This is a genomic window from Shinella sp. HZN7 (assembly GCF_001652565.1).
Taxonomy (GTDB): domain Bacteria; phylum Pseudomonadota; class Alphaproteobacteria; order Rhizobiales; family Rhizobiaceae; genus Shinella; species Shinella granuli.
This window is the reverse complement of the sequence record NZ_CP015736.1, coordinates 2704106-2730044: the sequence shown is the minus strand read 5'-3', so window position 1 is coordinate 2730044 and position 25939 is coordinate 2704106. Positions and strand designations below refer to the sequence as shown.

Sequence of the window (25939 nt, the reverse complement as noted above, 5' to 3'; positions counted from 1 at the left end):
GCCCTCCCATCGCGGAGGGCTTTTTCCATGGGGTGGGTTGCGCTTTCGCCCGGCCGCGGCTATAGACGCCTCATGTTGAAGACCAGCGCACAGATCATCGAACGAGTTTCCCGCGGCAGCGCTGCTGTTCGCGAGCGTTCGCGCGGCTTCTCCTCGCTTCTTCTTCTCGGCCTTACGCGCGGTTGCCGGGTTCGCTGAGGAGCGCCCGGCGGCCGAAAAGCCCGTCCGGCAATAGCTCCTCGCTTCACCCCATGCATGAATTCCGGTGCATTCGCCCTCGTTAGGCGCTATGACGCTTTCGCGAATGCCGGGACGACGAAGAGACGAAGACGATGATTTTGAAGACCCATTCCCCCAAGCAGGGCATGCCCGAGGCGCCCGTCAAGTACCAGGCCTATCCGACGATCAACATTGCGGACCGGACCTGGCCCAGCAAGACCATCACCGAGGCGCCGATCTGGTGTTCGGTGGACCTGCGCGACGGCAACCAGTCGCTGATCAACCCGATGGGCCACGACCGCAAGGCCCGCATGTTCCAGCTGCTGCTCGACATGGGCTTCAAGGAAATCGAGATCGGTTTCCCCTCCGCCTCGCAGACCGATTTCGACTTCGCCCGCTGGTGCGTCGAAGAGGGCAATGTGCCGCAGGATGTGTCCCTGCAGGTGCTGGTGCAGTGCCGGCCGGAGCTGATCACCCGCACCTTCGAAGCCCTGGAAGGTGCGCACAAGCCGATCATCCACTTCTATAACTCCACCAGCGAATTGCAGCGCCGCGTGGTGTTCGGCAAGGACGTCGCCGGCATCAAGCAGATCGCCACCGATGCCGCCAAGATGATCACCGACATGGCCGCCAAGGCCGGCGGCGGCTATCGCTTCGAATATTCGCCGGAGAGCTTCACCGGCACCGAGCTGGAAGTGGCGCTGGAGATCTGCAACGCGGTCGTCGAGATCGTCAGGCCGACGGCGGACAACAAGCTGATCCTCAACCTGCCGTCCACCGTCGAGATGGCGACGCCGAACATCTATGCCGACCAGATCGAATGGATGTGCCGCAACATCGACAACCGCGAGAACGTCCTCATCTCGCTGCACCCGCACAACGACCGCGGCACCGGCATCGCCGCGACGGAACTGGCGCTGATGGCCGGCGCGGACCGCGTCGAAGGCACGCTGTTCGGCAATGGCGAGCGCACGGGCAATGTCGACGTCGTCACGCTGGCGCTCAACATGTACACGCAGGGCATCGATCCCAAGCTCGACTGCTCCGATATCGAGCGCATCAAGGCCGTCTACGAATATTCCAACGAGATGACCATTCCCGAGCGCCATCCCTATGTCGGCGAACTGGTCTACACCGCCTTCTCCGGCTCGCACCAGGACGCGATCAACAAGGGCATGAAGGCCATCAAGAAGGCCAACAAGCCGATCTGGGAAGTGCCATACCTGCCGATCGATCCGCAGGACGTCGGCCGCTCCTACGAGGCGATCATCCGCATCAACTCGCAGTCCGGCAAGGGCGGCATCGCCTATATCCTGCAGGAAGACTACGGCATCAACCTGCCGCGGAGCCTCCAGGTGGAGTTCCGCGAGGAGATCCAGCGCATCACCGACGAAGAGGGCGTGGAACTGCCGTCGAAGCGCATCCATGAAAGCTTCATGCAGCGCTACGTCACGCAGCCCGGCACGCGCCTACGCTTCGTCGACCACCACACCTATCCCGACGACGCCGGCCAGAAGGGCACGCGCATCGTTGCCGCGGAGATTACCGATGGCGGCGAGACGAAGCGTATCGAAGGCAAGGGCACCGGCCCGATCGACGGCTTCATCAATGCGCTGTCGATCTATCTCGGCATCCCCATGTCGGTGGCGGACTATTCCGAGCATTCGCTCCAGCACGGCTCCAACGCGGCGGCCATCGCCTATGTGGAAGTCGAGCATCCGGGCGGAAAACTGTTCGGCGTCGGCATCAACACGAACATCGTGACGGCCTCGCTCGAAGCCATCGTCTCGGCCGCCAACCGCGTGCTCGCCGTCCGCGGCTGAGCGGCGAGGATGCTGAATATTATAAAAGCCCGGCAGCGATGCTGCCGGGCTTTTTGCTGTCCGAAATCCGCGACGGGACGCTTTGCACGGAGGCTCAGATCGTCGAGGACACCGTCTCGGCGATGCGTTCCAGCGATGGATCGGCTGAGGGGCCGACCACGACATAGGACGCGCTGCCCTTCTGCCAGGAGACGAGGCCGATATCGTTGCGCATGCTTTCGGACAGGGCCGTAACGGTTTCGATCGGATCGCTCTGGACGAAACAGATGGCGAAGACCTCGTTCTGGGCATTGCGATAGAGGAGCTGGGCGGCCGGCTTGCCGCCGGCGACCAGCAGGCGTGCGCCCTCGAAGGTCAGGTTCTGGTCGGAAAGGTCGGGCAGCTTGAAGGGCACGCCGGTGCTGGCCGAGAGCCATTCGACGATATGTTCCTTGTCGCTCGCCGGCACTTCCACGAGATGGCGCGTCTGGCGGGCATAGATGCGATGATAGTCGGCAATATCGTCGAGCCAGGTGCGGGCCGGGGCGAACCGGGTGGAGGCAAGCTGGGACGCGCCGTCCTGACGCTCGCCGACGAGATAGCCGGCGGCGCCGCCGGCAAGGAACAGCACGAGGGACGCGGCGAGCGCCTTCGGCCATAAGGCAGAGGGGCGGCGCGGCGCGGCAGCGGAAACCGGAATGGCGGCAAAGTCCGCCTTCGGCGGTTCGTCGTCCTTCTTGCCGGCTTCCTTGATGTTGCGCACCAGATCGAGCGGAATGGGCTCCTGCAACAGTTTTTCGAAGGCGCGGGCGCCGAATTCGCTGCCGAGCTTCAGCTTCTCGAAGACCATGCGCGCATCGTCGTCCTCGGCGAGGATCGCGTTGATCTCGTGCATTTCCGCTTCCGGCAGCTGGCCATCGAGATAGGCCGACAAGCGTACTTCGAGCGGAAGACCCTGTGTGCTCTCCACCATCAGGCCCTCCTTTCCATCTGTTCCGAGATCATGGCCGCAAGCCGGATGCGGGCCGCCGAAAGCCGGCTCATCACGGTCCCGATCGGTATGCCCAGAATATCCGCCGCCTCCCGATAGCTGTGACCTTCGACATTGACGAGGAGAAAGACACTCGAGAGACCTTCCGGCATGGTCATGATCAACTTGTGCAACTGCTTGGCATAGACCGCCTTGTCGGCCGACGCTTCGATATGCAGGCTATCCTGCTCGGCAACATCTACCGTACCGGACCCTGTGCGGACCTTTCGCTTGCGGATCTCGTCCACCCAGAGATTGCGCGTCATGGCATAAACCCAGCTTTCCAGCCGGCCTTCCCCGTTCCATAGATGGCTCCGCGTGATGGCTCTCTCGCAGGCCTCCTGCACGAGGTCGTCGGCATCGCTGCCATTGCGCGTCAGCGTCATCGCAAAACGGCGCAACTTCGGCAACAAATTGACCAATTCTCGCCGGAACTCATTCGATTCTGCCGTCGGACGCATTGCTTTTCCAAGGAAACGTTCGGGATCAAAACTCTATTCGCTGCCGGGCGGGCGACGAGCGTCTGATATGAAACATTCTTCCTAAGGTCTGCAAGCATGAACGGCAACCCGGAGCGCAGTTTCCCGCGTTCCCTCAACGATTGATCTTTGTGGCGGCCGGCGCCGTGCCGTTTCCGGACGGCGCCGCCGGCGCTATGTCAGTAAGTGGTGCGCTCGCCGCCGAGCGACTGGAGCAGCGCGCGATAGGCCCAGGTGTTCTCGCCGCCGCGATCGCGGATTTCGACGAGCTGGACGCGGGCGCCCTCGATGTCGCCCTGCTCGATCAGCGCCTGGCCCATATAGGAGCGGGCGAGGATATAGTTCTCGTCCTTCTGCAGCGCCCGCCTGTAGTAGCTCATGCCCAGCGCCATGTCGCCGAGCTTGCGGGTGTTGTAGCCCATATAGTTGAGGATGCGCGGATCCTCCTGGTCATAGGCCGCGCGCAGCGCCCGCAGCGCGTTCTCGTGCTGGCCGGCATAGGCGAATTCGCGGGCTGCCTCGTAGAGCTTGTCGTCGATGGTGCGCTCGGTCTTCTTCTGCTCTTCCTCCGTCGCCTCGTCCTCGGCGGGCGTGCCTTCGGCCGGCTTCAGATCTTCCGGCGCGACGCATTCCTTCTTGTCCTCGTCCCAGATCTTGCCGTCGGTGCAGGTCGTCGTCGTTTCGGTCGCGACCGGCGGCGTGGTGGTGTCGGAATCGGCGGCGCGCGCGGCCGACAGCGCCGTCAGCGAAACGGCGGCGCAGAATGATAGCAGCATGGTGTGGCGGAGCATGGTCATGGGTTCCCTCTCGATCGTTCGCCTGTCGGGCACTGGCCGTCCGGGAGCGGCCCGGCCCTTTTTTGGTGTCTCCAGGGCGGATCGCTCTGAAGAGATGGTACGGCTGAGGGACGGGTTTTATTCGCACGGGAGCGCCGGCATGCCGCGCGAAAATGTGCAGCGGTTTCGAGGACGACACCTGGCATCCGAAGCGCAAGGCGCGACCTGGAGGATCGCGACGCGCCCTTAGAAACGCGTGGTTTCCGCCAGCACCAGCGCAAGGCCGTCCGTCGTCAGCGCGTAGCGCTCGCGCATGACGATCCAGTTCCCCGGAGCGCCGGAAATGGAGAACAGGTTGTAGCCGGCCGGCGGCTTGTGGCCGCCCGGGCCCTGCGAGGCGGAAGCGATGCCGACGACCGGGATCTGCTTCATATGCCCTGGAAGCCAATGCACGGTGTTGAGGTGGGTGTGGCCGTGCAGCACGAGATCGGCCCCGCCGGTCGAGACGGTCGCGGCGAAGCGGCGGATGCCGATCATGCGCTTGTGGAACGAGGTCGCGCCGCGGATCGGCGGATGATGGATCAGCACGATGCGGAAGAGGCCGGCGTCCTCGGCCGCGCGCAGGAGGTTGACGGTCTCGCGCGCCTGGCGGCTGCCGAAATAGCCCGAGGCGGCGAAGGGCGGCGTGGCGACCGCCGTCGAGCAGCCGATGATCGCCACCTGGCCGCGAATGCGCATATAGGGAAAGACGTGGAAATCCTCGTTCCACTCGGTCGGCCCGCTGTCGCCGCGCATATAGGGATACCAGGCCCTGGTCGATTTTTCGTAGGCGCCCGGCACATAGGCGTCGTGGTTGCCCGGCACGACCGAGACGTTTTCCGGCACGCCCGCCTCCGCCAGCCAGTTTTTGACGGCGGTGATTTCCAGCGAGGAGGCAAGGTTCACGAGGTCGCCGGTGATCGCCAGATGATCGGGGTCGCGCCGCTCGATATCGTCGAGCACGATGTCCAGCGTGTTGGCGAAGAGGTGTCGACGGCGGTTGCGGTGCCAGTTGACGAAGCCGGTGATACGCTTGGAAAAAAGCTCCAGGAAGGTGAGGGCGGGGAGCGGGCCGAGGTGGACGTCCGATATATGGGCAAGTCTGAACATATCCTTCCTTAGAGCATAAGATGCGGAAGGGAAACGCAAGGCGTGGATATTCCCTGGCCTTTGACGCGGTGAGACTTGATTTGGCCAAAAGCTTCCGACCAAGTGCCGCCATGGACCAGGACAAGCCCGCCGCCCCGCCGCCCCGCCGCCGCCTCACGCGGCTCGCGACGCGCGTGCTGCACGGCTATTTCGCGTTTTCCCGCGGCATGACGATGGGCGTGCGCGCCGCCTGTTTCGACGAGGCGGGCCGTCTCTTCCTGGTGCGCCACAGCTATGTGCCCGGCTGGCACCTGCCGGGCGGCGGCATCGAGCGCGGCGAGACGGCGCTGGAGGCGCTTGCCAAGGAGATGCGGGAGGAGGGCAACCTCGTTTTGGGTACGCCGCCACGGCTCGTGCACGTCTATTTCAACCGGCAGACCAGCAAGCGCGATCACGTCCTGCTCTATCGCTGCGAAGGCGTCACCCAGTCCGCGCCGCGCCTGAAGGACCGGGAGATCGTCGAGGCCGGCTTCTTCGCGCTCGATGCGTTGCCGGCTGCCACGACCGCTGCCACCCGACGGCGGCTGGAGGAACTCGCCGGCCGGGTGCCTTTTGCGGATGTCTGGTAGGTTCAGGCCGCTTTGAGCCGATCCCGGCCATGCGGCACGGTCAGGTCGAGGTCCGGGCCGACCGGCACGATGCCCGTCGGGTTGATCGTCGTGTGGCTGCGGTAATAATGCTCCTTGATGTGGCGCATGTTCACGGTGCCGGCGACGCCCGGCACCTGGTACAGGTCGCGCAGATATCCCGAAAGGTTCGGATAATCCGCGATGCGGCGGATATTGCACTTGAAGTGGCCGACATAGACCGGATCGAAGCGCACCAGCGTGGTGAAGAGGCGCCAGTCGGCCTCCGTCAGCCGGTCGCCGGTGAGATAGCGCTTCGTCGAAAGCCGGTCGTCGAGGCTGTCCAGCATCTCGAAGAGCTTTTGCACGGCGCCCTCGTAGGCTTCCTGCGTCGTCGCGAAGCCGGCCTTGTAGACGCCGTTGTTGACGCTGTCGTAGATCGTCTCGTTGAGCGCGTCGATCTCGGCGCGCAGCGGTTCGGGATAATAGTCGTCGCGCGAACCGGTGAGGCCGTCGAAGGCGGAATTGAACATGCGGATGATCTCGGCCGATTCGTTCGAGACCAGGCGGTTCTGCTTCTTGTCCCACAGCACGGGCACGGTGACGCGGCCGGAATAGTGCGGATCGGCCTTCTGGTAGATTTCATAGAGCGCGGCGGCGCCGAACAGCGGATCGAGCGTGCCGCCGTTCTCGCCCTTGAACTCCCAGCCCTTCGACAGCATCAACGGGTCGACGACGGAGACGGTGATCAGGTCCTCCAGTTTCTTCAGCCTGCGGAAGATCAGCGTGCGATGCGCCCAGGGGCAGGCATAGGAGACATAGAGGTGGTAGCGCCCGGCCTCCGCCGCAAAACCGCCCTCGCCGGTCGGGCCAGGGGCGCCGTCCGGCGTGACCCAGTTGCGGAACTGCGAGGCGGCGCGCTTGAAATGGCCCTTCGTCGATTTCGTGTCATACCAGACGTCCTGCCAGACGCCGTCCACGAGCATGCCCATGATGGTCTCCTTCCGCCGCCCTTGCGGCCAAAACGTGCCACCATAGTGAGCGCATGGGCGGGGCGTGGATAGGTGCATTTTGATGAACAGTGCGTTTTGCTCTTTGACAGACACGAAATTTCTGCTATCCGCGCAGACCAGCACCGGCGCTCACGCCGGCAAGGAAGACGAAACGCGCATGTTCTACACCGGAACCCCACGACGACGCTGATGCTCCTGCTGCGCCCCCTGACGGCGGCGCGATCACCCGCATCCCTCGTTTCGTCTCCGGTTCCCTGATCCATGAACATGCTCAAGCACGACCTCGTCTACCTGACGGAAGATGCCTCCCACGACGCGGCCATCGAACACATCAACGAAGAAGCCTTCGGCCCCGGCCGGCATGTCCGCGCGGCTGCGCGCATCCGCGAGCAGGGGCCGCACGACCTGTCGCTATCCTTCATCTGCACCGATGACGGCGAGACCATCGCCTCCGTGCGCATGACGCCGGTCCTGGCGGGCGGCGTGAAGGGGCATCTGCTCGGCCCGCTCGCCGTGCGGCCCTCGCACAAGAACCGCGGCATCGGCCGGGAACTCCTGCGCATCGCCTGCGCCGCCGCAAAGCGCAAGGGCTCGGAAGCCGTCGTGCTCGTCGGTGATCCGCCCTATTACGGCCCGCTCGGCTTCGAGAAGGTCGCCTGGAACGCGCTGACTTTCCCCGGCCCCGTCGATCCCGCCCGCGTGCTGGTCATGCCCTTTGCGGCGGATACGCATGAGCGGCTGAAGGGGGTGATTGCGTGGCGGAATGACGAGGGGGCCAATTCCGGCGTTTGAGGGGCGATCTCAGTCCTTCAACTCCATGAAGCGGATGTGGTTGTTGAAGGGATCGGTGACCGTCACCTCCAGCCGCGTGCCCTCATCTTCCAGCCCTGGCTTCATGTAGCGATAGTCCTTGCCGATCAGCTCCTTCTGGAAGGCGCGGATGCCCTTCATGTAGACGACCATGTTGCCGCCGGGCGTGGCGTCGCCGGCATGTTCGGAAAGGTGCAGCCGCAGCCCGGCGCGCGAGACCTGCGTATAGAGCGGAAAATTCTCGCCGTAGCGGTGCTCCCAGTCGACGGAAAAGCCGAGGAAGCCGAGGTAGAATTCGTGCGCCTTGGGCACGTCGAAGATGCGCACGATCGGCACCGCCTGCTCGAAGGCGATACCATTTTCCGGCTTCGCCTCGATCCGTGCGGAGAGAATGTTCCACGTCTCCACGCCGAACTGGCGGGCGACGGTTTCGAGGGCTTCGCTGTGGGTGATGTCGATATTGCGGGTGGCAAGCACCTCCCGCAGGGTCTTGGCCATGGCTTTGGCGTCGCGAAAATCGCGCATGTCCGTTCCTCGTCTCAGGCGAAGTCTTCGTCAGTGCCCGCATTGCCGACGCCTTCGCCACGATGAACGGTGGAGAAAGGTTTTTTTGGGAGGCGTTCGCCATGTCTTCGGAAAAGACGCGGGTCTGCCGGCCGCCTCCGGCCGTGCCGAGACACTAGCCGAATGGCGGGCACGACGCCAGAGGACCTATCGCCCTTCGCGATACCACATGGCCGAGAAGGCGAGCAGCAAGAGGCCGACGCCGGCAAAGCCGGCGAAGAGCGGCAGCGAATTGATGCCCTTCAGCACCGTCTCGTCCGTCATGCGCAGCGACAGGCGGTTTTCGTCGACGGTGCGTACCTGCCCCGAAACCGGCAGCAGCGGCGGCAGCGAAATGGCCTCGCCTTCGGCATCCACCAGCCGGCGCACCGTGCCCTTCGTGGCGTCGGCGAGCGGCTTCAGGCTTTCCGCCGTCGAGATCGTCGCCTTGAATTCCGGCGCATCCACGGCGCCGACATGGACGAGCGCACTCAGGTCGTCGTTGGTGATCTCGTAAAGGCCGGTTTCCGTCGTCTGGACTTCCGCGCGGTAGAGGCCGGGCTCGGCCTCGCTCAACGCCACCTTCAGCATTTCGCCGGAAGGCAGCTTCACCGTCGCTTCGCCCGGTGCATCGCCGATCGTCTGGCGGTTGATCTGGAGCGTGCGGCCGAAGGTGCGGGCGGTCAGCGCTTCCTCCTCCAGCGCCGGCTCCTGCATCAGCCAGTGGGCGGTGCGCCGGTAGAGCGAGACATGCGGGCCGCCGCCCTCGAAGCCGCGCGCCCAGAGCCAGCCCTGGTCGGAAAGCAACATGGCGACGCGGCCCTTGCCGGCGCGGTTCAGCACCAGCAGCGGCTTGCCGTCATTGGCCTCCATCACGACATTGCCGTCCGGGCGCTGCACGTCGACGGTGCGGAACCACCGGCCCCAATGGGGCGGCTCCTGGTCCGCACCTTCGAGCCCGCGCGTGACGGGATGCTTCTTGCCCTGTTCCGAAAGGCGGGGATAGAAGGAGGCCTCGTTCATCGCGCCGGTCGGGTTTGCCGGCAGCACGACGGAGAGCGGCGTGCCGGCGATGGAATCGTTGCCCGCATGTTCCGGCCCCGCGGCGATCAGCAGCGCGCCGCCGTTTTCGACATATTGCGCGATGTTGTCGTAGTAGAGGATCGGCAGCACGCCGCGGTGCTGGTAGCGGTCGAAGATGATGAGGTCGAACTCGTTGATCTTGTCGACGAACAGTTCGCGCGTCGGGAAGGCGATCAGCGACAGTTCGTTGATCGGCGTGCCGTCCTGCTTTTCCGGCGGGCGCAGGATGGTGAAGTGCACGAGGTCAATGGCGGTGTCGGACTTCAAAAGGTTGCGCCAGGCGCGTTCGCCGGCATGCGGCTCGCCGGAGACCAGCAGCACGCGCAGGTTCTCGCGAATGCCCTCGATGACATGGACGGCGCGGTTGTTCGCCGTGGTGATCTCGCCCTCGACGGGCTCCACCTCGAACTCCAGAATATTGTTGCCGCCGCGCGGCACGGTGAAGCCGAGCGGCTGTTCGGTGCCCGGCTGGGTGATCTCCGAGGCGATCTCGTTGCCGTTGAGGCGCACTTTTACGCGGGCGGCATCGCCCGGGCCTGCGCCGTCGTCCACCACGCGGAATTTCAGCTCCTGCGGCTCGCCGACGATGCCGAAGCGCGGCGCGCTGACGATCTCGATGCGGCGGTCGAACTCATCCGGCCGGCCGGTGACGAGCGCGTGCACCGGCGCCTCGAAGCCGGAGAAGGCGGAGGCTTCCGGAATGTCATGCACCTGGCCGTCGGTGATGAGAATCGCCCCGCCGACGCGCGAGCGCGGCACATCGGCGATCGCCGCGTTGAGCGCGTCGAAGAGGCGGGTGGAAGGCGTGTCCGACGTGCCGTCGTCGCCGGTTTCCACGATGCGCGGCTCGATGCGGGGATAGCGGGCGAAACGCTCCTTCAGGCCTTCCAGCGCGGCGTCGGTCTGGGCGGTGCGCTGCTCGTTGCCCTGGCTCTGGCTGCGGTCGACGATGACGGGCACGACGGTCGACAGCGCCTCGCGGTCCTCCTGCAGGAAGACCGGGTTGGCGAGGGCGAGGACCAGCAGGGCGAGGGCCACCGCACGGATGAACGACCCGCGCAGGCCGCGCCAGAAACCGAGCGCGGCGAGCGCGAGACCGGCAAGGCCGATCACGGCGATGGCGATCCAGGGCAGGAAGGGGGAGAACTGGATGGTCATGTCATTGCCCCAGCCGTTCGAGGAGGGCGGGGACGTGCACCTGGTCCGCCTTGTAGTTGCCTGTCAGCATGTACATCATGATGTTGACGCCGGCGCGGAAGGCGTGGTCGCGCTGCACCTCGTCCGGCGGCACGGTCGGCAAGAGCGCCATGCCGTTGGCATCCACCGCCCAGGCGCCGGCGAAATCGTTGCCGGTGATCATGATCGGCGAGACGCCGTCGCCCGCCCGGGCCGGGCGGCTCGGGTCCTCGGCGCGGTCCAGTTCCGCCTCGATCCACAGCGGGCTTCCGGCATAGCGGCCAGGGAAATTGGCGAGCAGGTAGAAGGCCTTGGTCAGGACGTGATCGGCCGGCACCGGTTCCAGCGGCGGAATGTCGAGATTGGCGAGGATCGCCTGGAGGCGTTCGGTGTTCGGGCTCGTCGCATTGCCGTCCAGCGAGACGAACTGGTCGCGGGTATCGAACAGCACCGTGCCGCCGTTGCGCATATAGGCATCGATGCGGCTGATCGCGGCGCTGGTGGGCATTTCGGCGCTGGCGCTCACCGGCCAGTAGATGATCGGGTAGAGCGACAGCTCGTCCCTGGAGATGTCGATGCCGACCGGCTCGCCGGGCTCCAGCGTGGTGCGGTAGGTGAGGAATTCCGTAAGCCCCGCAAGGCCACGCTCGGAAATGCGGTCCACCTCGCCCTCGCCGGTGACGACATAGGCGAGATGCGTCGTGTCGAGCCGCGAGAGGATGTTTTCGTCACCCGGTTTTGCGTCATCCGCGCGGCTTTCGGACGGCAGCGCCGCCAGCGCGCCGGCCATGAGGGCCAGCAGCAGGGCGGCGGTCGCGCCGCGCCGGGGCGCGCGGCGGACGGCGGCGGCGAAGGCCCCGCCCATGAAGAGCACGATGGCGCAGTCGGCGAGCAGCAACAGGGCGGCAAGGGTGAAGAGATGCGGTTTCAGCGACCAGGTCTCCTTGCCGGCGAGCGGCTCGCGGACGGCCGCGCCTTCGGCGACGGCGAGCGGACGGATCTCGTGGCCCGGTGGAAAGAGGTTGTGGGCGACATAGCCGTCCTCCGTGCCGTAGAGGCCGGGCGGGTTGTCGAAGCTGGCGATGGCCCTGGTCGCGTTGGCGGCGGCGAGCGGCTTGGCTTCGCCGGTGGCGGCGGCGAGCGTGCCGTTCGCCGTCATCAGCCGGTAGGGCGGCAGGCCCTGCGTCTCGACCCCATTGCCCGTCGAAACGCCGCCGCCGCGCGAAAGCTGCACGGTGCGGCGGAGCATTTCGACGAAATCGCCTGACAGCGGCAGGTTGGACCAGCCGGTTTCCGCGCTGACGTGGAAGAGCACGATGCGGCCGGAGCCGAGCGGGCCGGTCGTCACCAGCGGCGTGCCGTCGGCAAGGCTTGCCCAGGTGCGCTCGGCAAGGTCCGGCGTCGGTTCGGCGAGCACCTGGCGCTTGATCAGGATGTCTTCCGGCGCGCGCATGCCGAAGAACGGGCTGTTTGCGGGATAGGCGGAGAGCGGCTGCGGCTCGGACCAGGACAGCGCGCCGCCGAGCGCCCGTTCGCCCTTGCGCAGCAGGACGGGCACGAGCGGGTCATCGGCCGGGGCGGCGGCGAGGCGCGGGCCGGCGAAGCGGATCAGCATGCCGCCGGCCTCGATCCAGCGGCGCACCGCACCCTGCACATCCTCCGGCAGGCGGCCGATATCGGCCATGATCAGCACGGAGGGGTTCTGCTCCAGAAGCTCGGGGATGGCGACCGAGAGGTCGGCGACGCTCGGCTCGACCAGGTCGGCATAGGGGGCGAGCGCGCGGTTGATATAGTGCAGCGGCGAGAGCAGCGGCTGGCTGGCATCCACCACCTCGCCGGAGAGGAAGGCGACGCGGCGGCGGCGGAAGCCGTCGTCGAGCAGATACGTGCCGCCGGCATTGGCGAGGCCGTCCACGGCGATGCGGGCGAAGTCGTTTCGCAGCTCGAAGGGCGCGGTGATGGTGCCTGATGTCGTGGTGCTGCCTGCGGCGAAATCGGCGGTGCCTGTCGCGATCGGCCGCCCGCGCGAATCGTGCGCCGTCAGCGGCAGGCTGCGCGCCGGGCCGCCGTCGAGGCGGGTGAGGGTGACGGAAAGCGCGTCCGCGCCATTGGTGGCCGCGGTGATGGCGACGGCGGATGCTCCGTCGCTTGCGATCAGGCGGAAATCGGCGGGGACAAGGGATTGCAATGCGGTGACCGTTTCGTCCGTCTCGCCGCTTGCCATGCCGTCGCTGATGAAGGCGAGGGTGCCCGGCGCGGTTCCGTCGAGCGCGGTGCGCAGCGAGGCGACGGCGGCGGCGCGGTCTGCCGGCAGCGGCCGGGCTTCGGCGGCGGCGAGGCGGTTGCGGGCCGTCGCGGCATCGACCGGCACGGCGTCGTGCTGGCGGTCGGCGGTCAGCACCAGCGCGATCGGCACGTCGCGGCTTTCCGCGTCGTCGATCAGCGTCGAGGCGGTATCGATACGCTGCTGCCAGTCGGTGGCGGAGGCCCAGCTGTTGTCGATCACGAGCACGAGGGGGCCGCTGCTGGCGAGCGTGTTGGTGCGCGGGTTGAAGACCGGATCGGCGATGGCGAAGATGATCGCGGCCGCCATCAGCATGCGCAGCAGCGTCAGCCACCAGGGGCTTTGCGCCGGGGTTTCCTCGCGCTTCATGATCGCGGCGAGGATGGCGAAGGGCGGGAAGACCTCGGTCAGCGGCTTCGGCGGCGTCAGGCGCAAGAGCCACCAGATGACCGGCAGCAGCACCAGCGTCGTCAGCACGGCGGGGAACGCGAAGGCGAAGGCACTCATCGGCGGCCCTCCGCCTTCATGGCCGGCATGCCGGAGAGATACATGTGCACGGCGACCAGCGCCTCGGAGGCGAGGCGGTCGGTGCGGTGGGGCACGAAGCTCCAGCCGAGATGGCGCAGGTTGTCGGCCAGCGCCTCGCGCCGCGCGACATAGGCGCGGGCATAGTCGTCCTTCAGCGTCTCGGCGCGGCCCGCGGTGAGTTTCTGGCCGCTTTCCGGGTCGGTGAATTCGGTGCGGCCGACATAGGGGAAAATCTCCTCCGCCGGGTCGGCGATTTCCACCACATGGCCGGTGAGGCCCCGGCGGGCGAGGGGGGCGAGGCGGTCCATGACATCCTCGACGGGGTCGAGGAAATCGCCAATCAGCACGATGTCGCTGTTGCCGCGGATCATGCCGGTGTCCGGCAGGCCGCCCGTCGCGCCGTTGTGCATGAGGGCGGCGGCGAGGCGTTCGGCGGCGTTGCGCGCGGCGATCGGCTCCATGATGCCGGGGCAGCCGATGCGCTCGCCGGAACGGGCGAGGATTTCGGCGAGCGCCAGCATGAGCACGAGCGCGCGGCTTTCCTTCGAGACGGCGCCGAAGGTGGATTTGTACATCATCGAGGGGGAGAGGTCGGCCCAGACCCAGACGGTGTGGGCGGCCTCCCATTCGCGGTCGCGCACATAGGTGTGGTCGTCGCGGGCCGAGCGCCGCCAGTCGATGCGCGACAGGCTTTCGCCGTCGACATAGGGACGGAACTGCCAGAAATTCTCGCCGATGCCGCGCTTGCGGCGGCCGTGCCAGCCGGCGATGACGGTGTTGGCGAGGCGCCGGGCCTCCACCATGCAATCGGGAATGAGGGCGGCGCGGGCCTGCGCCCGCGAGAGCACCTCGCGGGTCGGGGTCGGTTGGACGATCTGGCCGACGGGCGCCATGCGATCAGCCCCGCTCAGCCGCCGGCCTGGCGGACGAGGCCCGCGATGACGTCGCGCACCGACATGCCTTCCGCGCGTGCACCGAAGGTGAGCGCCATGCGGTGTTGCAGCACGGGTTCGGCAAGGGCGAGCACGTCGTCGACCGAGGGGGCGAGGCGGCCTTCATAGAGCGCGCGGGCCCTGGCGCAGAGCATCATGGCCTGGCCGGCGCGCGGGCCGGGGCCCCAGGCGACATGCTTGTCGGTGGAGGCGACGCCGTTGCCGGGGCGGGCGGAGCGCACCAGCGAGAGGATGGCGTCGAGCACCTTTTCGCTGACCGGCATCTGGCGGATGAGGGTCTGGATCTCCATCAGCCGCGCGGCGGAGATGGCGGCGCTCGCCTCGGCCTCGTGCACGCCGGTGGTTTCCAGCAGGATCTGGCGCTCGGCGGCAAGCTCCGGATAGTCGACGTCGACCTGGAGCAGGAAACGGTCGAGCTGGGCTTCCGGCAGCGGATAGGTGCCTTCCTGCTCCAGCGGGTTCTGCGTCGCCAGCACGTGGAAGGGTTTCGGCAGGTCGTTGGGCCGGCCGGCGACCGTGACATGGTATTCCTGCATGGCCTGCAGCAGGGCGGACTGGGTGCGCGGCGAGGCGCGGTTGATCTCGTCGGCCATCAGGAGCTGGGTGAAGATGGGGCCGGGCACGAAGCGGAAGGAGCGCTTGCCGTTCTCGTCCTGGTCCATCACCTCCGAGCCGAGGATATCGGAAGGCATCAGGTCCGGCGTGAACTGGATGCGGCTGGAGGAAAGGCCGAGCACGGTGCCGAGGGTGACGACCAGCTTGGTCTTGGCAAGGCCCGGCACGCCGACGAGCAGCGCATGGCCGCCGGAGAGCACTGCGAGCATCGTCTGCTCGACCACGCTTTCCTGGCCGAAGATCACCTTGGCGACCTCCTTGCGGATCAGCGCGATGTCGGAGAGCGCCCGTTCGGCGGCAGCGACCACCGCCTTTTCGTCCAGGCCTGCCTCGGAGGAATTCTGAACGCCCATGGGTCTCTCCACTACCGATCCTAAAATGTTTGGCGAATCGTGGTCTTGCCGCGTCCGCTGCATAGATAGAAAGCTTATTAGCTCACCCGTGGCTGACAAGCGGCCACGAAATGACTATCTCGTGAGTGTATCCACCCTTTCCTCTTCGTGAAGAAGGGCCTCTCGCGGAGATAGGGTTCAACCGGGACGGAACAATGGCAACGGGCGAAATTCGCGAAAGCAGCGATGCGGCGGGACTGGCCGCACTGATCGCACGGGCCGGTGCGGAAACCGGCGGGCGCGGCCTGCCGCCGGTGGAGCGCTGGAACCCGCCGTTCTGCGGCGACATCGACATGGAGATCCGCGCCGACGGCACCTGGTTCTATCTGGGAACGCCGATCGGCCGCGCGCCGCTGGTGCGGCTCTTCTCCACAGTGCTGCGCAAGGACGAGGACGGCAGGACCTATCTGGTGACGCCCGTCGAGAAGGTCGGCATCCGCGTCGTCGATGCGCCGTTCCTCGCCGTCGAGATGAATGCGTCGGGCGAGGGGGAGGTGCAAAAGCTCACCTTCCGCACCAATGTCGGCGATGTGGTTGAGGCGGGGCCGGAGCATCCGCTGCGCTTCGTCATCGCGGGCGGAAACAGCGAGCTGAAACCCTATCTCCTCGTGCGCGGACGGCTGGAGGCCCTGGTCTCGCGGGCGATGATGTACGAGTTGGTCGGTCTTGGCGAGACGATCGAGATCGGAGGCGTAGACATGTTCGCGGTGCGCTCCGGCGGTGTGATCTTCCCGGTCATGCCGGCCGCCGAACTGGATGCGCTCTCCCGATGAGTTTTCCGCCCTACAGCGCCGCCGAGTTCCGTCGCCGGGCATTGGAACAGATGCTGACGCTCGGCGAGGAGACCTGGCGCGAGCATGGCGACAGCCTGCTCAATCCGACCGTCATTCCGCATCTCGAAGGCATGAAGCTGCGCGATGCGGCGGTGCTGATCCCCGTCGTCGACGATGGCGACGAGGCGCGGGTCATCTTCACCCAGCGCACCGCCACCATGCGGAAACATTCCGGCCAGATCGCCTTTCCGGGCGGCGCGGTCGATGACGAGGACGAAGACGTCGAGGCGGCGGCGATGCGTGAAGCCGAGGAAGAGATCAGCCTCGACCGCCGCTTCGTCGAGCCGGTCGGGCGGCTGCCGCAGTACAAGGCGCTGTCAGGCTTTGCCATCACGCCCGTCCTGGCCGTGGTGCAGCCGGGGTTCGAGCTGATGCCCAATCCGGTGGAGGTTGAAAAGGTCTTCGACGTCCCGCTGTCGTTCCTGATGGATCCGCGCAACCACGAGCAGGGCAGCGGCATCTGGCTCGGCGGTGAACGGCATTATTATCGCATGCCCTATGAGGGGCATAATATCTGGGGCATCACCGCCGGCATCGTGCGGGTGATCTATGAAAGGCTTTATGCATGACGTCTGTTTCGGGCGAGGCGTGGTTTGCCGATCCGGCGCTCGTTCGCGTGCTGGCGCTGCTCAACAGCGACGGCGGGGAGGCGCGCATCGCCGGCGGGGCCGTGCGCAACAGCCTGATGGGCCTGCCGGTCGCCGATATCGACATCGCGACGACGTTGCGGCCGGAAGCGGTTGTCGAGCGGGCGAAGGGTGCCGGCATCAAGGCGGTGCCGACGGGCATCGAGCACGGCACGGTGACGCTGGTCCTCGACGGCAAGCCCTTCGAGGTGACGACGCTGCGCCGCGACGTCGCCACCGACGGCCGCCGCGCGGATGTCGCCTTCGGCACGGACTGGCGGGCGGATGCCGAGCGGCGCGACCTGACGATCAATGCGCTCTATGCCGATGCGGAGGGGACGGTGATCGATCTGGTCGATGGCCTGCCGGATATCGAGAGCCGCACGGTGCGCTTCATCGGCGACGCGGCGACGCGCATTGCGGAAGACCACCTGCGCATCCTGCGTTTCTTCCGCTTCTTCGCGCTCTATGGCAGCGGGCGGCCGGATGCGGAGGGGCTGAAGGCCTGCGCGCGCGCGAAGGACAAGCTCGGCAGGCTTTCGGCGGAGCGGGTCTGGTCCGAGACGAAGAAACTGCTCGCCGCGCCCGATCCCGGCCGGGCGCTGCTCTGGATGCGGCAGGCCGGCGTGCTCACCGCAATCCTGCCGGAGACGGAAAAATGGGGCATCGACGCGATCCCCGGCCTGATCGACGCGGAAAAGGCGTTCGGCTGGCAGCAGGAGGCCATGCTGCGCCTTGCCGCCATGGTGCCGCCGGATCGCGAGCGGTTGAAGGCCCTTGCCGGGCGCCTGCGCCTGTCGAAGGCGGAGGCGGCCGGCCTCGACCATTGGGCGGCCGCGCCGGACATTGCCCCGAAACTTGCCGAAACGGCCTTCGACCGGCTGCTCTACCGCAACGGGCCGCAAGGGTTGATTGCGCGGCTGAAGCTCGCCCTTGCCGGCGCGCGGGCGCGCGGGCTTGGCGATGGCGAGGCGCTTGCCTTCGCCGGCCTCTGCCAGCGGCTCCTGGCCCGGGCGGAAAAGTGGCAACGGCCGTCCTTTCCGCTGACGGGAGCGGATGTGCTCGCCGCAGGCATTCCGGCCGGGCCGAAGGTGGGCGCGGTGCTGGGGGCGATCGAGGAGGAATGGGTGAAGGGGAACTTCAATGAAGGGCGGACGGCGCTGCTTGCCCGGCTGACGGCCGAAGCCGGAGAACGCTGAGGCCGCGGCGCGTGGTTGCTGCAGCTTTAGGCCCTGCCGATACCTCCTTCTCAAGGGGAATGTCGACACAGGGGCCCTGCCGGCGGAAACCATGCCGGCAGGACGGGACCGGTTTTCCGGGGAATGACAGGCCGTCAGGCGGCGTCGGCCGCCTTCTCGTCGACGATGCGTTCCTTGATGTGGTCGACCATGCTTTCCCGGATGATCGCCTCGCCATGGGCGGTGCGCATGTGCTCGACCGCGCGGCGGACGACTTCGGCGTCGTCATTGGCCCGCGTATGCCAGTCGCATCCGGGGACGAGTGAACCGCATTCAAAAAGTCTCATGACCTATCTCCTGTCGTTTCAAGGGAACCAGTGTAGCAGATGGGGCCCGATCGGCCAAATCGAGGCCGGGCGCGGGGTTTCCGGGCGCCGTCTCGGAAAACGACGAAGGCCGCCCGGAGTTCCATCTCCGGTGCGCGGCTTCATCGATGTTCCGCAGGCGCTTTTTCAGGCCGCGTCGTCCTTTGCCCAGGCGTCGAAGCAGCAGGACGACTGGAACTGCGCCGGTGTCGTGTGGTGGTCGACGAGGTGGTGCACCACGCCGCTGGCAAGCCGCAGCCGGGCTTCCTCGACGAAATAGGCATGCGGCAGATCCAGGCCGCTCTCGGCACGGATGGTTTCGGCGAAATGATCGAGAAATTCAGGGGATTTCGGGTCACGACCCGTCTGCATTGCCTCTTGTACCGCAATCTTCATGACTGCCTCCTCCATGGACTCATGCAGGCGGCATCATACCACGGAAGGCGTAGATCTGTAATCACAAGGCGGGGAGGCGGCCTCTTAGGGCCAGCGCACCACGGGGGGCAGTGAGGAGAGGATCGATTCGACATTGCCGCCGGTCTTGAGGCCGAAGATGGTGCCGCGGTCGTAGAGCAGGTTGAACTCGACATAGCGGCCGCGCCGCACGAGCTGTTCGTCGCGATCCTCCTCGGTCCAGCCCTTGTTAAAGTTCGAACGCACGATGCGCGGATAGACCATGGCGAAGGCGCGGCCGACATCCTGCGTGAAGGCGAAGTCGGCGTCCCAGCCGCCGAGCTCTTCCGGCGAATGCAGCCAGTCGTAGAAGATGCCGCCGGTTCCGCGCGGTTCGCCCCGGTGCTTCAGGAAGAAGTAGTCGTCGCACCATTCCTTGAATTTCCGGTGGTCGGCGACGGGATGGCGGTTGCAGGCGATCTCCATCGCCTTGTGGAAGAGCGTGGTGTCCGGGTCGTCCATCACGCGGCGGCGGTCGAGCACCGGCGTCAGGTCCGCTCCGCCGCCGAACCAGCGGCTGGTGGTCACGACCATGCGCGTGTTCATGTGCACGGCCGGCACGTTCGGGTTCACCGGGTGGGCGATGAGCGAGATGCCGGAGGCCCAGAAGCGCGGGTCCTCGCTGGCGCCCGGGATCTGGCCGCGGAATTCGGGCGAGAATTCGCCGTAGACGGTGGATGTGTGCACGCCGACCTTCTCGAAGACGCGGCCTTCCATCATCGACATGCGTCCGCCGCCGCCTTCGCCGCCGTCGCGCAGCCAGTCCTTGCCGACGAAGCGGCCGGGCTGCATGTCGGAGAGCGGGCCCTGCAGGTCGTCCTCGATCGCCTCGAAGCTGGCGCAGATCGCGTCGCGCAACTGCTCGAACCAGGCGCGAGCGGCGTTCTTCTTCTCTTCGATGTCCTCGGGCAGGCCTTGCGGCAGGTCTGGTCGTTCCATGGTGCTTCCCGCTGACGGGCCGTCCCGCCGAATCACATTTTGGCCACAGTCCAAAACTTTGCGCCGTTTGGCAACCGCGCGCAGGCCATCGGCTGGGGATGGCGGGACTCGCAAAACGCGCGGGAGCGGCTTATGTTTCTTCCGTTGAATGTGCTGCCAGGAGGAAATCTGCATGGCGCGTGTTCCCGGTCCACCCCCTCTCGAAGGGCTCCGGCGCCATATCGAGCGTCGCCGTCGCGAAAAACCCGCCGGCGAGGGCCATTTCGTCCGTGAGACCTTCTGCCTCGAGCGGCAGGCGGCGCGGGAGAAGGCGCGCGAATGGTTCGACCTCTGGCCGAAGGCCGCCTACTGGACCGAGGTCGAGAGCTGGCGCGCCATGGAGGGCGACCGCATCGAGTTCACCATGCGCCGCCTGCCGAGCGCCGACTGACGCGCTTCATGCCGCAACGGCAACGCGCCGGCTTTCCTGCGTTTGGCCGCCATAGCCCCAGCTATCCATCGCGATGTCGCGGATGACCACATAGGTCACCGGATCGAGATGCGCGCCCAGCGTTTCCTCCAGAAGGGCATAGGCGGCGGTGATGAAGCGGGCCTTCTCCTCCGCCGTGTTCGTGCCCTCGCTGATCAGGATCTCGAAATGGCCGGCCACCTTCTGCCGGCGCGCGCCGATGGTCCAGTCGGCGATCGGCGTTCCCTCGACGAGGACGGCGGTCGCTTCGGCACGCTTGCCGAGCAGCGTGACGGCAAGGCGGGTCGCCTCGTCCTGGAGGTGCAGGCGCTCGCCGTCGGTCAGGGTCCTGCCGGCAAGGCGGATGTGGAGGAAGGGCATGGTCGTCTCCTGTCTTTCGTTGACGGGATGAGCCTATTGCGCGACTATCGTTTTTAAAATTGAGAAGCATTGCAGAAACAGTTTTGGAAAACTGAATGGTTTCGCCCCGCAACTTCGACATGGACGTGCTGCGCACCTTCGTCACGGGGGTGCGGCTCGGCAGCTTTGCGAAGGCCGCGGAGGCGCTGGGGCGAACGCCGCCGGCCGTCAGCCTGCAACTGAAGAAGCTTGCCGATCTCAGCGGCCAGACGCTTTTCATCAAGCAGGGCCGGGGCCTTGCGCTCACCGATGCCGGCGAGGCGCTGCACGACTATGCGGTGCGCATTCTCGAACTGAACGATGAGGCGATGATGATGCTCGGCTCCAGCCGGGCGCTTGACGGCTGGCTGCGGCTCGGCATCCCGCAGGATTTCGCCGAGACGTCGCTGCCGCCGGTGCTCGGCCGCTTTTCGCGGGCGCATCCGAAGCTGCGCGTCGAGGCGCGGGTCGATCGCGGCGCCAAGCTGGTGGCGGCGGTGGAGCGCGGCGACCTCGACATGGCCGTCACCTGGGGCGGGCAGAAGAGCGCGCATTGCCAGCACATCGCCACCCATCCCATCGTCTGGATCGCGGCCAGCGAGGATGCGGTTCCGGCCGGCGAACCGGTGCCGCTCATCGCCTTCGATCCGCCCTGCTCGTTCCGGGCGGCCGCCGTCGACGCGCTTTCGGCGGCGGGGCGGGAATGGCGGCAGGTCTTTGCCAGCCCCGGCCTTGCCGGGCTCTGGGCGGCGGTGACGGCCGGGCTCGGCGTGACGATCCGCACCACGACCGGCATGCCGGCGCATCTGCGCGTGCTCGATCCGCAACGGGCCGGATTGCCGGCGCTCGGCAGCGTCGACCTGATGCTGCACACGGCCGAAGCGACACCCTCCGCACCGGTCGCGCGCCTGCGCGACATCCTCCTCGACATGCTCGTGAGCCCCACCTGACACGACCGTGATCGGCAAGTTCGATTGACGGCGGCCCGCCGCGCCCCTATCTTGCGGCCATCGTCATCAACAGAAAGGCGCCGTTGCGGTTCAGAAGCACGGCTCACAGTCCTTGTTCGAACTCGCGATTGCTGTCTTCCTTATCCTCTTCAACGGGGTCTTTGCCCTTTCCGAACTTTCCATCGTCTCCGCCCGCAAACCGCGCCTGAAGACCATGGCCGCGCAGGGCTCGCGCGGCGCCGCCGCGGCGCTGAAGCTGGCGGAACACCCCGGAAAATTCCTCTCCACCGTCCAGATCGGCATCACACTCATCGGCATTCTCGCCGGTGCCTTTTCCGGCGCCGCGCTCGGTGGGCGCCTGCGGGACATCCTCTATGCCGAGGGCGTGCCGGACTGGCTGGCCGATCCGCTCGGCTACGGCATCGTCATCTTCATCATCACCTATCTGTCGGTGGTGGTCGGCGAACTGGTGCCCAAGCAGATCGCGCTGAAGAACCCGGAGCGTTTCGCCGCGCTCGTCGCGCCCTCCATGTCGCTGCTGTCCAGGATCGGCGCCCCGGCGGTCTGGATCCTCGATGCCTCGACGCGGCTGATCTTCCGCCTCACCGGCCAGCACGAGGTCCCAGAAAGCGTCGTCACCGACGAGGAAATCAAGACGATCGTCGCCGAAGCGGAAGCTGCCGGCGTCATCGAGGGCGGCGAAAAGCTGATGATCGCCGGCGTCATGCGCTTTTCCGACCGCGAGGCGCGCGGTCTCATGACGCCGCGCAACGATGTCGACTGGATCGACCTCGGCGACACGATGGAGGAAATCCACCAGACCCTCAACGAGAGCCAGCATTCCCGTCTGCCGGTCGCCGACGGCGGGCCGGAGACGATCGTCGGCATCGTGCAGAAGCGCGAGCTGCTCTCGGCCGTGCTGGCCGGCCAGCCGCTCGACATCCGTGCCTTCATCCGCCCCGCGCCGATCGTGCCGGACACGATGGATGCGATGCGCGTGCTCGACAAGCTGCGCACTTCCGAAGTGCCGATGATGCTGGTCCACGACGAATACGGCCACTTCGAGGGCGTCATCACGCCCGCCGACGTGCTGGAGGCGATTGCCGGCGTGTTCCGCGCCGATATCGAGGACGGTGACGACGACTATGCCGTGCAGCGCGAGGACGGCTCCTGGCTGATCGCCGGCGCCATGCCGATCGACGAGATGGCCGACCGCCTCGGCTTGCAACTGCCGGCCCGCCGCAGCTACCAGACCGCCGCCGGCCTCGTCATCGAATCGCTGCAGAAGCTGCCGAAGACCGGCGAGGCCACGGAAACCCAGGGCTGGCGCTTCGAGGTCGTCGACATGGACGGCCGCCGCGTCGACAAGCTGCTCGCCACGCGGCTGGACTGAGCCAATCCCGTCAGATGCGGTTGTGCGCTCCTGAAGGTCAGGGTTCGAGCAGTCTCGGGCCTGGTCCTTCGGCGGCCAGTTCGTCCAGCGGGTTGCGCAAGGGGCACTCCTGCATCGACAGGCAGCCGCAGCCGATGCAGCCGTCGAGCTGGTTGCGCAGCTTGGTGAGGCGGGCGATGCGCTCGTCGAGCTGGCCGCGCCAGGTTTCCGAGAGCCTGCGCCAGTCCAGGGCCGTCAGCGGCCGGTCGTGCGGCAGCACCGCGAGGGCGTCGGCGATCTCCGAAAGCGGAATGCCGGTGCGTTGCGCCACCTTGATCACCGCCACGCGGCGCAGGATGCTGCGCGGATAGCGCCGCTGGTTGCCGCGGTTGCGCTGGCTGCGGATCAGCCCTTTCGTCTCGTAGAAATGCAAGGTGGAGACCGCGATGCCGCTGCGCTCGGCGACCTCGCCGACGCTGAGTTCCCGGGGCACGCCGGTCCTCGGACATTTTTCCGTCATGGCTGTTGACCTCAACTTAAGTTGAGGTTTTATACCAGCGGCTCCTTGCATTTCCAAGACGGAGCCGACGCATGACTGACAGACTGACCATCGCCCTCATCTATGGCAGCGGCCGCGAAGGGCGCTTTGCCGATACGATCGCGGGATGGCTGGAGCCTGAACTCGCCGGCTTCGGCCAGTTCAACATCGTGCGCATCGACCCGATGGAGCTGGCCTTCACGCCCGGCGGCCTCGACGAGGCCTCGGCAGAGCTGGTCGAAAGCCGGATCTCGCAGGCGGACGCCTTCCTGATCGTCACGCCGGAATACAACCATGCCTATCCGGCCGCGCTGAAGGCGATCATCGATTGCTGCTTCCGCCCCTGGCATGCCAAGCCGATCGCCTTCATCGCCTATGGCGGCGTTTCCGGCGGCCTGCGCGCCGTCGAGCAATTGCGGTTGGTCTTTGCAGAGCTGCATGCGGTGGCGATCCGCGAAACGGTGAGCCTTGCCCATGCCTGGACGCAGTTCGACCCGGTCGGCAACCCTTTCCGTCCCGGCCAGCTCAACGGCCAGCTTGCCGTCCTGATGAAGCGGCTGACCTGGTGGGCCAACGCGCTGAAGGCGGCGCGCATCGCGACCCGCTATGACGAGGCCGCAGCATGAGGCCGGAACACTATGCGACAGCGGAGATCGCCCGCTCCCCGGCGGAGACCCGGCGCAATGCGACGCTGCTCTTCATCAGCACGCTCACCATCATGTCCGGCGCTACGATTTCCGCCTCGCTGCCGGGCATTGCGGCGCGGTTTGCCGATGTCGAGAATGTCGCGCTGCTCAGCCGGCTGGTGCTGACGCTGCCTGCGGTGTTCATCGCCCTCTTTTCGCCTGCGGCGGGGTTTCTCGTCGATCGGTTCGGCCGCAAGCCGCTGCTCGTCGCCTCGCTCGGACTGTTCGCCATCGCGGGTGCTTCCGGCCTCGTCCTCGATACGCTGCCCGGCCTTCTGGTCGGGCGCGCCGCGCTCGGCATCGCCGTCGGCGGCATCATGACGGCGACGACGGCGCTGGTCGGCGATTTCTTCCAGGGCGCGGCGCGCGATCGCTACATGGGCCTGCAGCAGGCCTTCGTCGGGGTCGGCGGCACGCTTTTCCTCACCGGCGGCGGCTTCCTTGCGGAGGTCCACTGGCGCGGACCGTTCCTCATCTACACGGTGGCGGTCCTGCTGGTGCCGGCGGCGCTCGCCTTCCTGCCCGAGCCGCGCCGCGCGCGGCCGGCCGGTCCCGCCACGGGGGAGGGCAGGCTCGGCGGGCGCGCCGCCGCGCTGCTTGCCCTGCTGTTCCTCGCGGCCGCGGTCAACATGATCGCCTTCTACATGATCCCGACGCAGCTTCCCTTCTACCTCGAAACGCTCGGCTTTGCCGCCCCGAGCCTTGCCGGCACGGCGATCGGCGCGGGCCAGCTCGTCGGCGTGGTGAGCGCGCTTGCCTTCGCGCCGTTCCGGCGCCTTGCCGGCATCATGGGCGTCTTCGGCCTCGGCTTCGTCTCGGCCGGCCTGTCGTTCCTGCTGCTCTCGGGTGCGGAAAGCTATGCCGGCGTGCTCGCCGCCATGGCCGTCTCCGGTGTCTGCATGGGCACGATCATGCCGAATTTCGCGGCCGCCGCGATGCTGCTCGCGCCGCCGGCCCGGCGCGGCCGCGTTTCGGGCCTCCTGGTGTCCAGCATCTTCGCCGGCCAGTTCCTCTCGCCCATCGTCTCGCAGCCGCTGATCGCCGCGTCGGGCTATGATGGTGCCTACGCCCTTGTCGGTGCCGTCGTGCTGGTCTTCGGCATCGTGGCCTTCGCCCTGCGCTGGTTGTGGCCGGGTGATGGCTAGGGCGATTCCCGTAGCCGAGCGAAGCCAGAAGCGCGGAGCGCTTTTGCGATTCGGGACGGAGCGGAAATGCGTGCGGTCAGGCAAAACCCGTCTGGCGCAGGGCCTCGCCGCAGATCATCGCGGCGGCGAGCGCGACATTGATGGAGCGCTGTCCCTCGACCATGGGAATGAGCACCCGGCCGTCCGCCCTGTCATGCACATGGTCCGGCACACCGGCGCTTTCGCGGCCGAAGAGCAGGATGTCGGTCGGCCGGTAGGCGAAATCCGTGTAGCGTTCGGCGGCCTTGGTCGAGGCGAGCACGAGGCGGCGGCCGCTCGTCCTGCGCCATTCCTCGTATCGCTCCCAGTTGACATGTCGCGTCAGCGTCACGGCGGCGAGGTAATCCATGCCGGCCCGCTTGAGGCTGCGGTCGGAAATATCGAAGCCGGCCGGTTCGATGATGTCGACGAAAAGGCCGAGGCAGGCGGCGAAACGCAGGATCGTGCCGGTATTGCCGGCAATGTCTGGCTGGTAGAGGGCGATGCGAAGTGCGGACATGCGGCCTCGCCT

General features: G+C 66.7%; 27 protein-coding genes. 11 read left to right on the top strand and 16 right to left on the bottom strand.

Features of this window, described 5'->3' with window-relative positions:
• Positions 1–332 precede the first annotated feature (332 nt).
• A complete protein-coding gene (gene leuA, locus shn_RS13135) occupies positions 333–2042 on the top strand; it encodes a 2-isopropylmalate synthase (RefSeq protein WP_064330798.1) in 1710 nt (569 codons plus the stop codon).
• Positions 2043–2136: 94 nt separating this feature from the next.
• On the opposite strand, the gene shn_RS13130 is transcribed toward leuA, so the two are convergent.
• The 4 genes from shn_RS13130 to shn_RS13115 form a co-directional block, all read right to left on the bottom strand.
• Entirely contained in the window at positions 2137–2994 is an 858-nt protein-coding gene (locus tag shn_RS13130) for an anti-sigma factor (protein WP_064330797.1), read from the bottom strand.
• A complete protein-coding gene (locus tag shn_RS13125) occupies positions 2994–3512 on the bottom strand; it encodes an RNA polymerase sigma factor (protein ID WP_024270476.1) in 519 nt (172 codons plus the stop codon). The genes shn_RS13130 and shn_RS13125 overlap by 1 nt, the downstream gene beginning before the upstream one ends.
• A 197-nt stretch (positions 3513–3709) precedes the next feature.
• Positions 3710–4327: a tetratricopeptide repeat protein gene (locus shn_RS13120; protein ID WP_064330796.1), complete on the bottom strand. Its 618-nt coding sequence runs from the start codon at positions 4325–4327 to the stop codon at positions 3710–3712.
• A gap of 225 nt (positions 4328–4552) precedes the next feature.
• A complete protein-coding gene (locus tag shn_RS13115; RefSeq protein WP_064330795.1) occupies positions 4553–5455 on the bottom strand; it encodes a metallophosphoesterase in 903 nt (300 codons plus the stop codon).
• Between the two features lie 110 nt (positions 5456–5565).
• On the opposite strand from shn_RS13115, the gene shn_RS13110 reads away from it, so the two are divergent.
• Positions 5566–6063 carry an NUDIX domain-containing protein gene (locus tag shn_RS13110; RefSeq protein ID WP_064330794.1) on the top strand — a complete coding sequence of 166 codons (498 nt, stop codon included), beginning with the start codon at positions 5566–5568 and terminating at the stop codon, positions 6061–6063.
• A 2-nt stretch (positions 6064–6065) separates the two neighbouring features.
• Here the strand turns inward: shn_RS13110 and shn_RS13105 are convergent, their stop codons facing one another.
• Positions 6066–7052: a glutathione S-transferase family protein gene (locus shn_RS13105; RefSeq protein WP_064330793.1), complete on the bottom strand. Its 987-nt coding sequence runs from the start codon at positions 7050–7052 to the stop codon at positions 6066–6068.
• Between the two features lie 288 nt (positions 7053–7340).
• Here shn_RS13105 and shn_RS13100 point away from each other — a divergent pair, with 288 nt between their 5' ends.
• Positions 7341–7865 carry a GNAT family N-acetyltransferase gene (locus shn_RS13100; RefSeq protein ID WP_064330792.1) on the top strand — a complete coding sequence of 175 codons (525 nt, stop codon included), beginning with the start codon at positions 7341–7343 and terminating at the stop codon, positions 7863–7865.
• A 9-nt stretch (positions 7866–7874) separates the two neighbouring features.
• Here shn_RS13100 and shn_RS13095 read toward each other — a convergent pair whose 3' ends face one another.
• The 5 genes from shn_RS13095 to shn_RS13075 all read right to left on the bottom strand — a co-directional run bounded on the left by shn_RS13095 (position 7875) and on the right by shn_RS13075 (position 15418).
• Positions 7875–8408, bottom strand: a complete 534-nt coding sequence (locus tag shn_RS13095) for a glyoxalase superfamily protein (RefSeq protein WP_064330791.1) — start codon at positions 8406–8408, stop codon at positions 7875–7877.
• 186 nt (positions 8409–8594) lie between these two features.
• Positions 8595–10667: a hypothetical protein gene (locus shn_RS13090; protein ID WP_064330790.1), complete on the bottom strand. Its 2073-nt coding sequence runs from the start codon at positions 10665–10667 to the stop codon at positions 8595–8597.
• Between the two features lies 1 nt (position 10668).
• A complete protein-coding gene (locus shn_RS13085; protein WP_064330789.1) occupies positions 10669–13476 on the bottom strand; it encodes a DUF4159 domain-containing protein in 2808 nt (935 codons plus the stop codon).
• Entirely contained in the window at positions 13473–14390 is a 918-nt protein-coding gene (locus tag shn_RS13080) for a DUF58 domain-containing protein (RefSeq protein ID WP_064330788.1), read from the bottom strand. The genes shn_RS13085 and shn_RS13080 overlap by 4 nt, the downstream gene beginning before the upstream one ends.
• A gap of 14 nt (positions 14391–14404) precedes the next feature.
• Positions 14405–15418 carry a MoxR family ATPase gene (locus shn_RS13075; protein ID WP_064330787.1) on the bottom strand — a complete coding sequence of 338 codons (1014 nt, stop codon included), beginning with the start codon at positions 15416–15418 and terminating at the stop codon, positions 14405–14407.
• Between the two features lie 194 nt (positions 15419–15612).
• Between shn_RS13075 and shn_RS13070 the strand changes: the two genes are divergently transcribed.
• From shn_RS13070 to shn_RS13060, 3 genes are read left to right on the top strand one after another with little or no spacing between them, the layout of a single operon-like run.
• On the top strand, positions 15613–16230 hold the full coding sequence (locus tag shn_RS13070) for a DUF1285 domain-containing protein (protein WP_064330786.1): 618 nt from the start codon (positions 15613–15615) through the stop codon (positions 16228–16230).
• Positions 16227–16859, top strand: a complete 633-nt coding sequence (locus tag shn_RS13065; RefSeq protein WP_064330785.1) for a CoA pyrophosphatase — start codon at positions 16227–16229, stop codon at positions 16857–16859. Before shn_RS13070 ends, shn_RS13065 begins: the two co-directional genes overlap by 4 nt.
• Positions 16856–18115 (top strand): CCA tRNA nucleotidyltransferase, encoded by a 1260-nt coding sequence (locus tag shn_RS13060; RefSeq protein WP_064330784.1) that lies wholly within the window; start codon positions 16856–16858, stop codon positions 18113–18115. The genes shn_RS13065 and shn_RS13060 overlap by 4 nt, the downstream gene beginning before the upstream one ends.
• A gap of 134 nt (positions 18116–18249) precedes the next feature.
• Here shn_RS13060 and shn_RS13055 read toward each other — a convergent pair whose 3' ends face one another.
• The 3 genes from shn_RS13055 to hemF all read right to left on the bottom strand — a co-directional run bounded on the left by shn_RS13055 (position 18250) and on the right by hemF (position 19851).
• Positions 18250–18441: a DUF1059 domain-containing protein gene (locus shn_RS13055; RefSeq protein WP_023516291.1), complete on the bottom strand. Its 192-nt coding sequence runs from the start codon at positions 18439–18441 to the stop codon at positions 18250–18252.
• A gap of 165 nt (positions 18442–18606) precedes the next feature.
• Complete coding sequence (locus tag shn_RS13050; RefSeq protein ID WP_064330783.1) at positions 18607–18855, bottom strand: hypothetical protein; 249 nt, start codon at positions 18853–18855, stop codon at positions 18607–18609.
• Positions 18856–18939: 84 nt separating this feature from the next.
• On the bottom strand, positions 18940–19851 hold the full coding sequence (gene hemF / locus shn_RS13045; RefSeq protein ID WP_064330782.1) for an oxygen-dependent coproporphyrinogen oxidase: 912 nt from the start codon (positions 19849–19851) through the stop codon (positions 18940–18942).
• Between the two features lie 172 nt (positions 19852–20023).
• Between hemF and shn_RS13040 the strand changes: the two genes are divergently transcribed.
• Positions 20024–20281 carry a hypothetical protein gene (locus shn_RS13040; protein ID WP_064332591.1) on the top strand — a complete coding sequence of 86 codons (258 nt, stop codon included), beginning with the start codon at positions 20024–20026 and terminating at the stop codon, positions 20279–20281.
• Between the two features lie 6 nt (positions 20282–20287).
• Here shn_RS13040 and shn_RS13035 read toward each other — a convergent pair whose 3' ends face one another.
• Complete coding sequence (locus shn_RS13035) at positions 20288–20680, bottom strand: tautomerase family protein (protein WP_064330781.1); 393 nt, start codon at positions 20678–20680, stop codon at positions 20288–20290.
• A 95-nt stretch (positions 20681–20775) separates the two neighbouring features.
• On the opposite strand from shn_RS13035, the gene shn_RS13030 reads away from it, so the two are divergent.
• Positions 20776–21648 carry a LysR substrate-binding domain-containing protein gene (locus shn_RS13030; protein WP_064330780.1) on the top strand — a complete coding sequence of 291 codons (873 nt, stop codon included), beginning with the start codon at positions 20776–20778 and terminating at the stop codon, positions 21646–21648.
• 112 nt (positions 21649–21760) lie between these two features.
• Positions 21761–23041: a hemolysin family protein gene (locus shn_RS13025; protein ID WP_064330779.1), complete on the top strand. Its 1281-nt coding sequence runs from the start codon at positions 21761–21763 to the stop codon at positions 23039–23041.
• A gap of 37 nt (positions 23042–23078) precedes the next feature.
• Here shn_RS13025 and soxR read toward each other — a convergent pair whose 3' ends face one another.
• Entirely contained in the window at positions 23079–23540 is a 462-nt protein-coding gene (gene soxR, locus shn_RS13020) for a redox-sensitive transcriptional activator SoxR (RefSeq protein WP_064330778.1), read from the bottom strand.
• A gap of 71 nt (positions 23541–23611) precedes the next feature.
• Between soxR and shn_RS13015 the strand changes: the two genes are divergently transcribed.
• Together shn_RS13015 and shn_RS13010 are read left to right on the top strand one after the other, a co-directional pair.
• The gene (locus shn_RS13015; RefSeq protein ID WP_064330777.1) at positions 23612–24184 is read left to right on the top strand and encodes an NADPH-dependent FMN reductase; all 573 of its coding nucleotides are present in this window, start codon (positions 23612–23614) and stop codon (positions 24182–24184) included.
• A complete protein-coding gene (locus shn_RS13010; RefSeq protein ID WP_084437978.1) occupies positions 24181–25389 on the top strand; it encodes an MFS transporter in 1209 nt (402 codons plus the stop codon). Before shn_RS13015 ends, shn_RS13010 begins: the two co-directional genes overlap by 4 nt.
• A gap of 76 nt (positions 25390–25465) precedes the next feature.
• Here the strand turns inward: shn_RS13010 and shn_RS13005 are convergent, their stop codons facing one another.
• Positions 25466–25927, bottom strand: coding sequence for a tRNA (cytidine(34)-2'-O)-methyltransferase (locus shn_RS13005; RefSeq protein ID WP_064330776.1), 462 nt, complete (start codon positions 25925–25927; stop codon positions 25466–25468).
• Between the last annotated feature and the right edge of the window lie 12 nt (positions 25928–25939).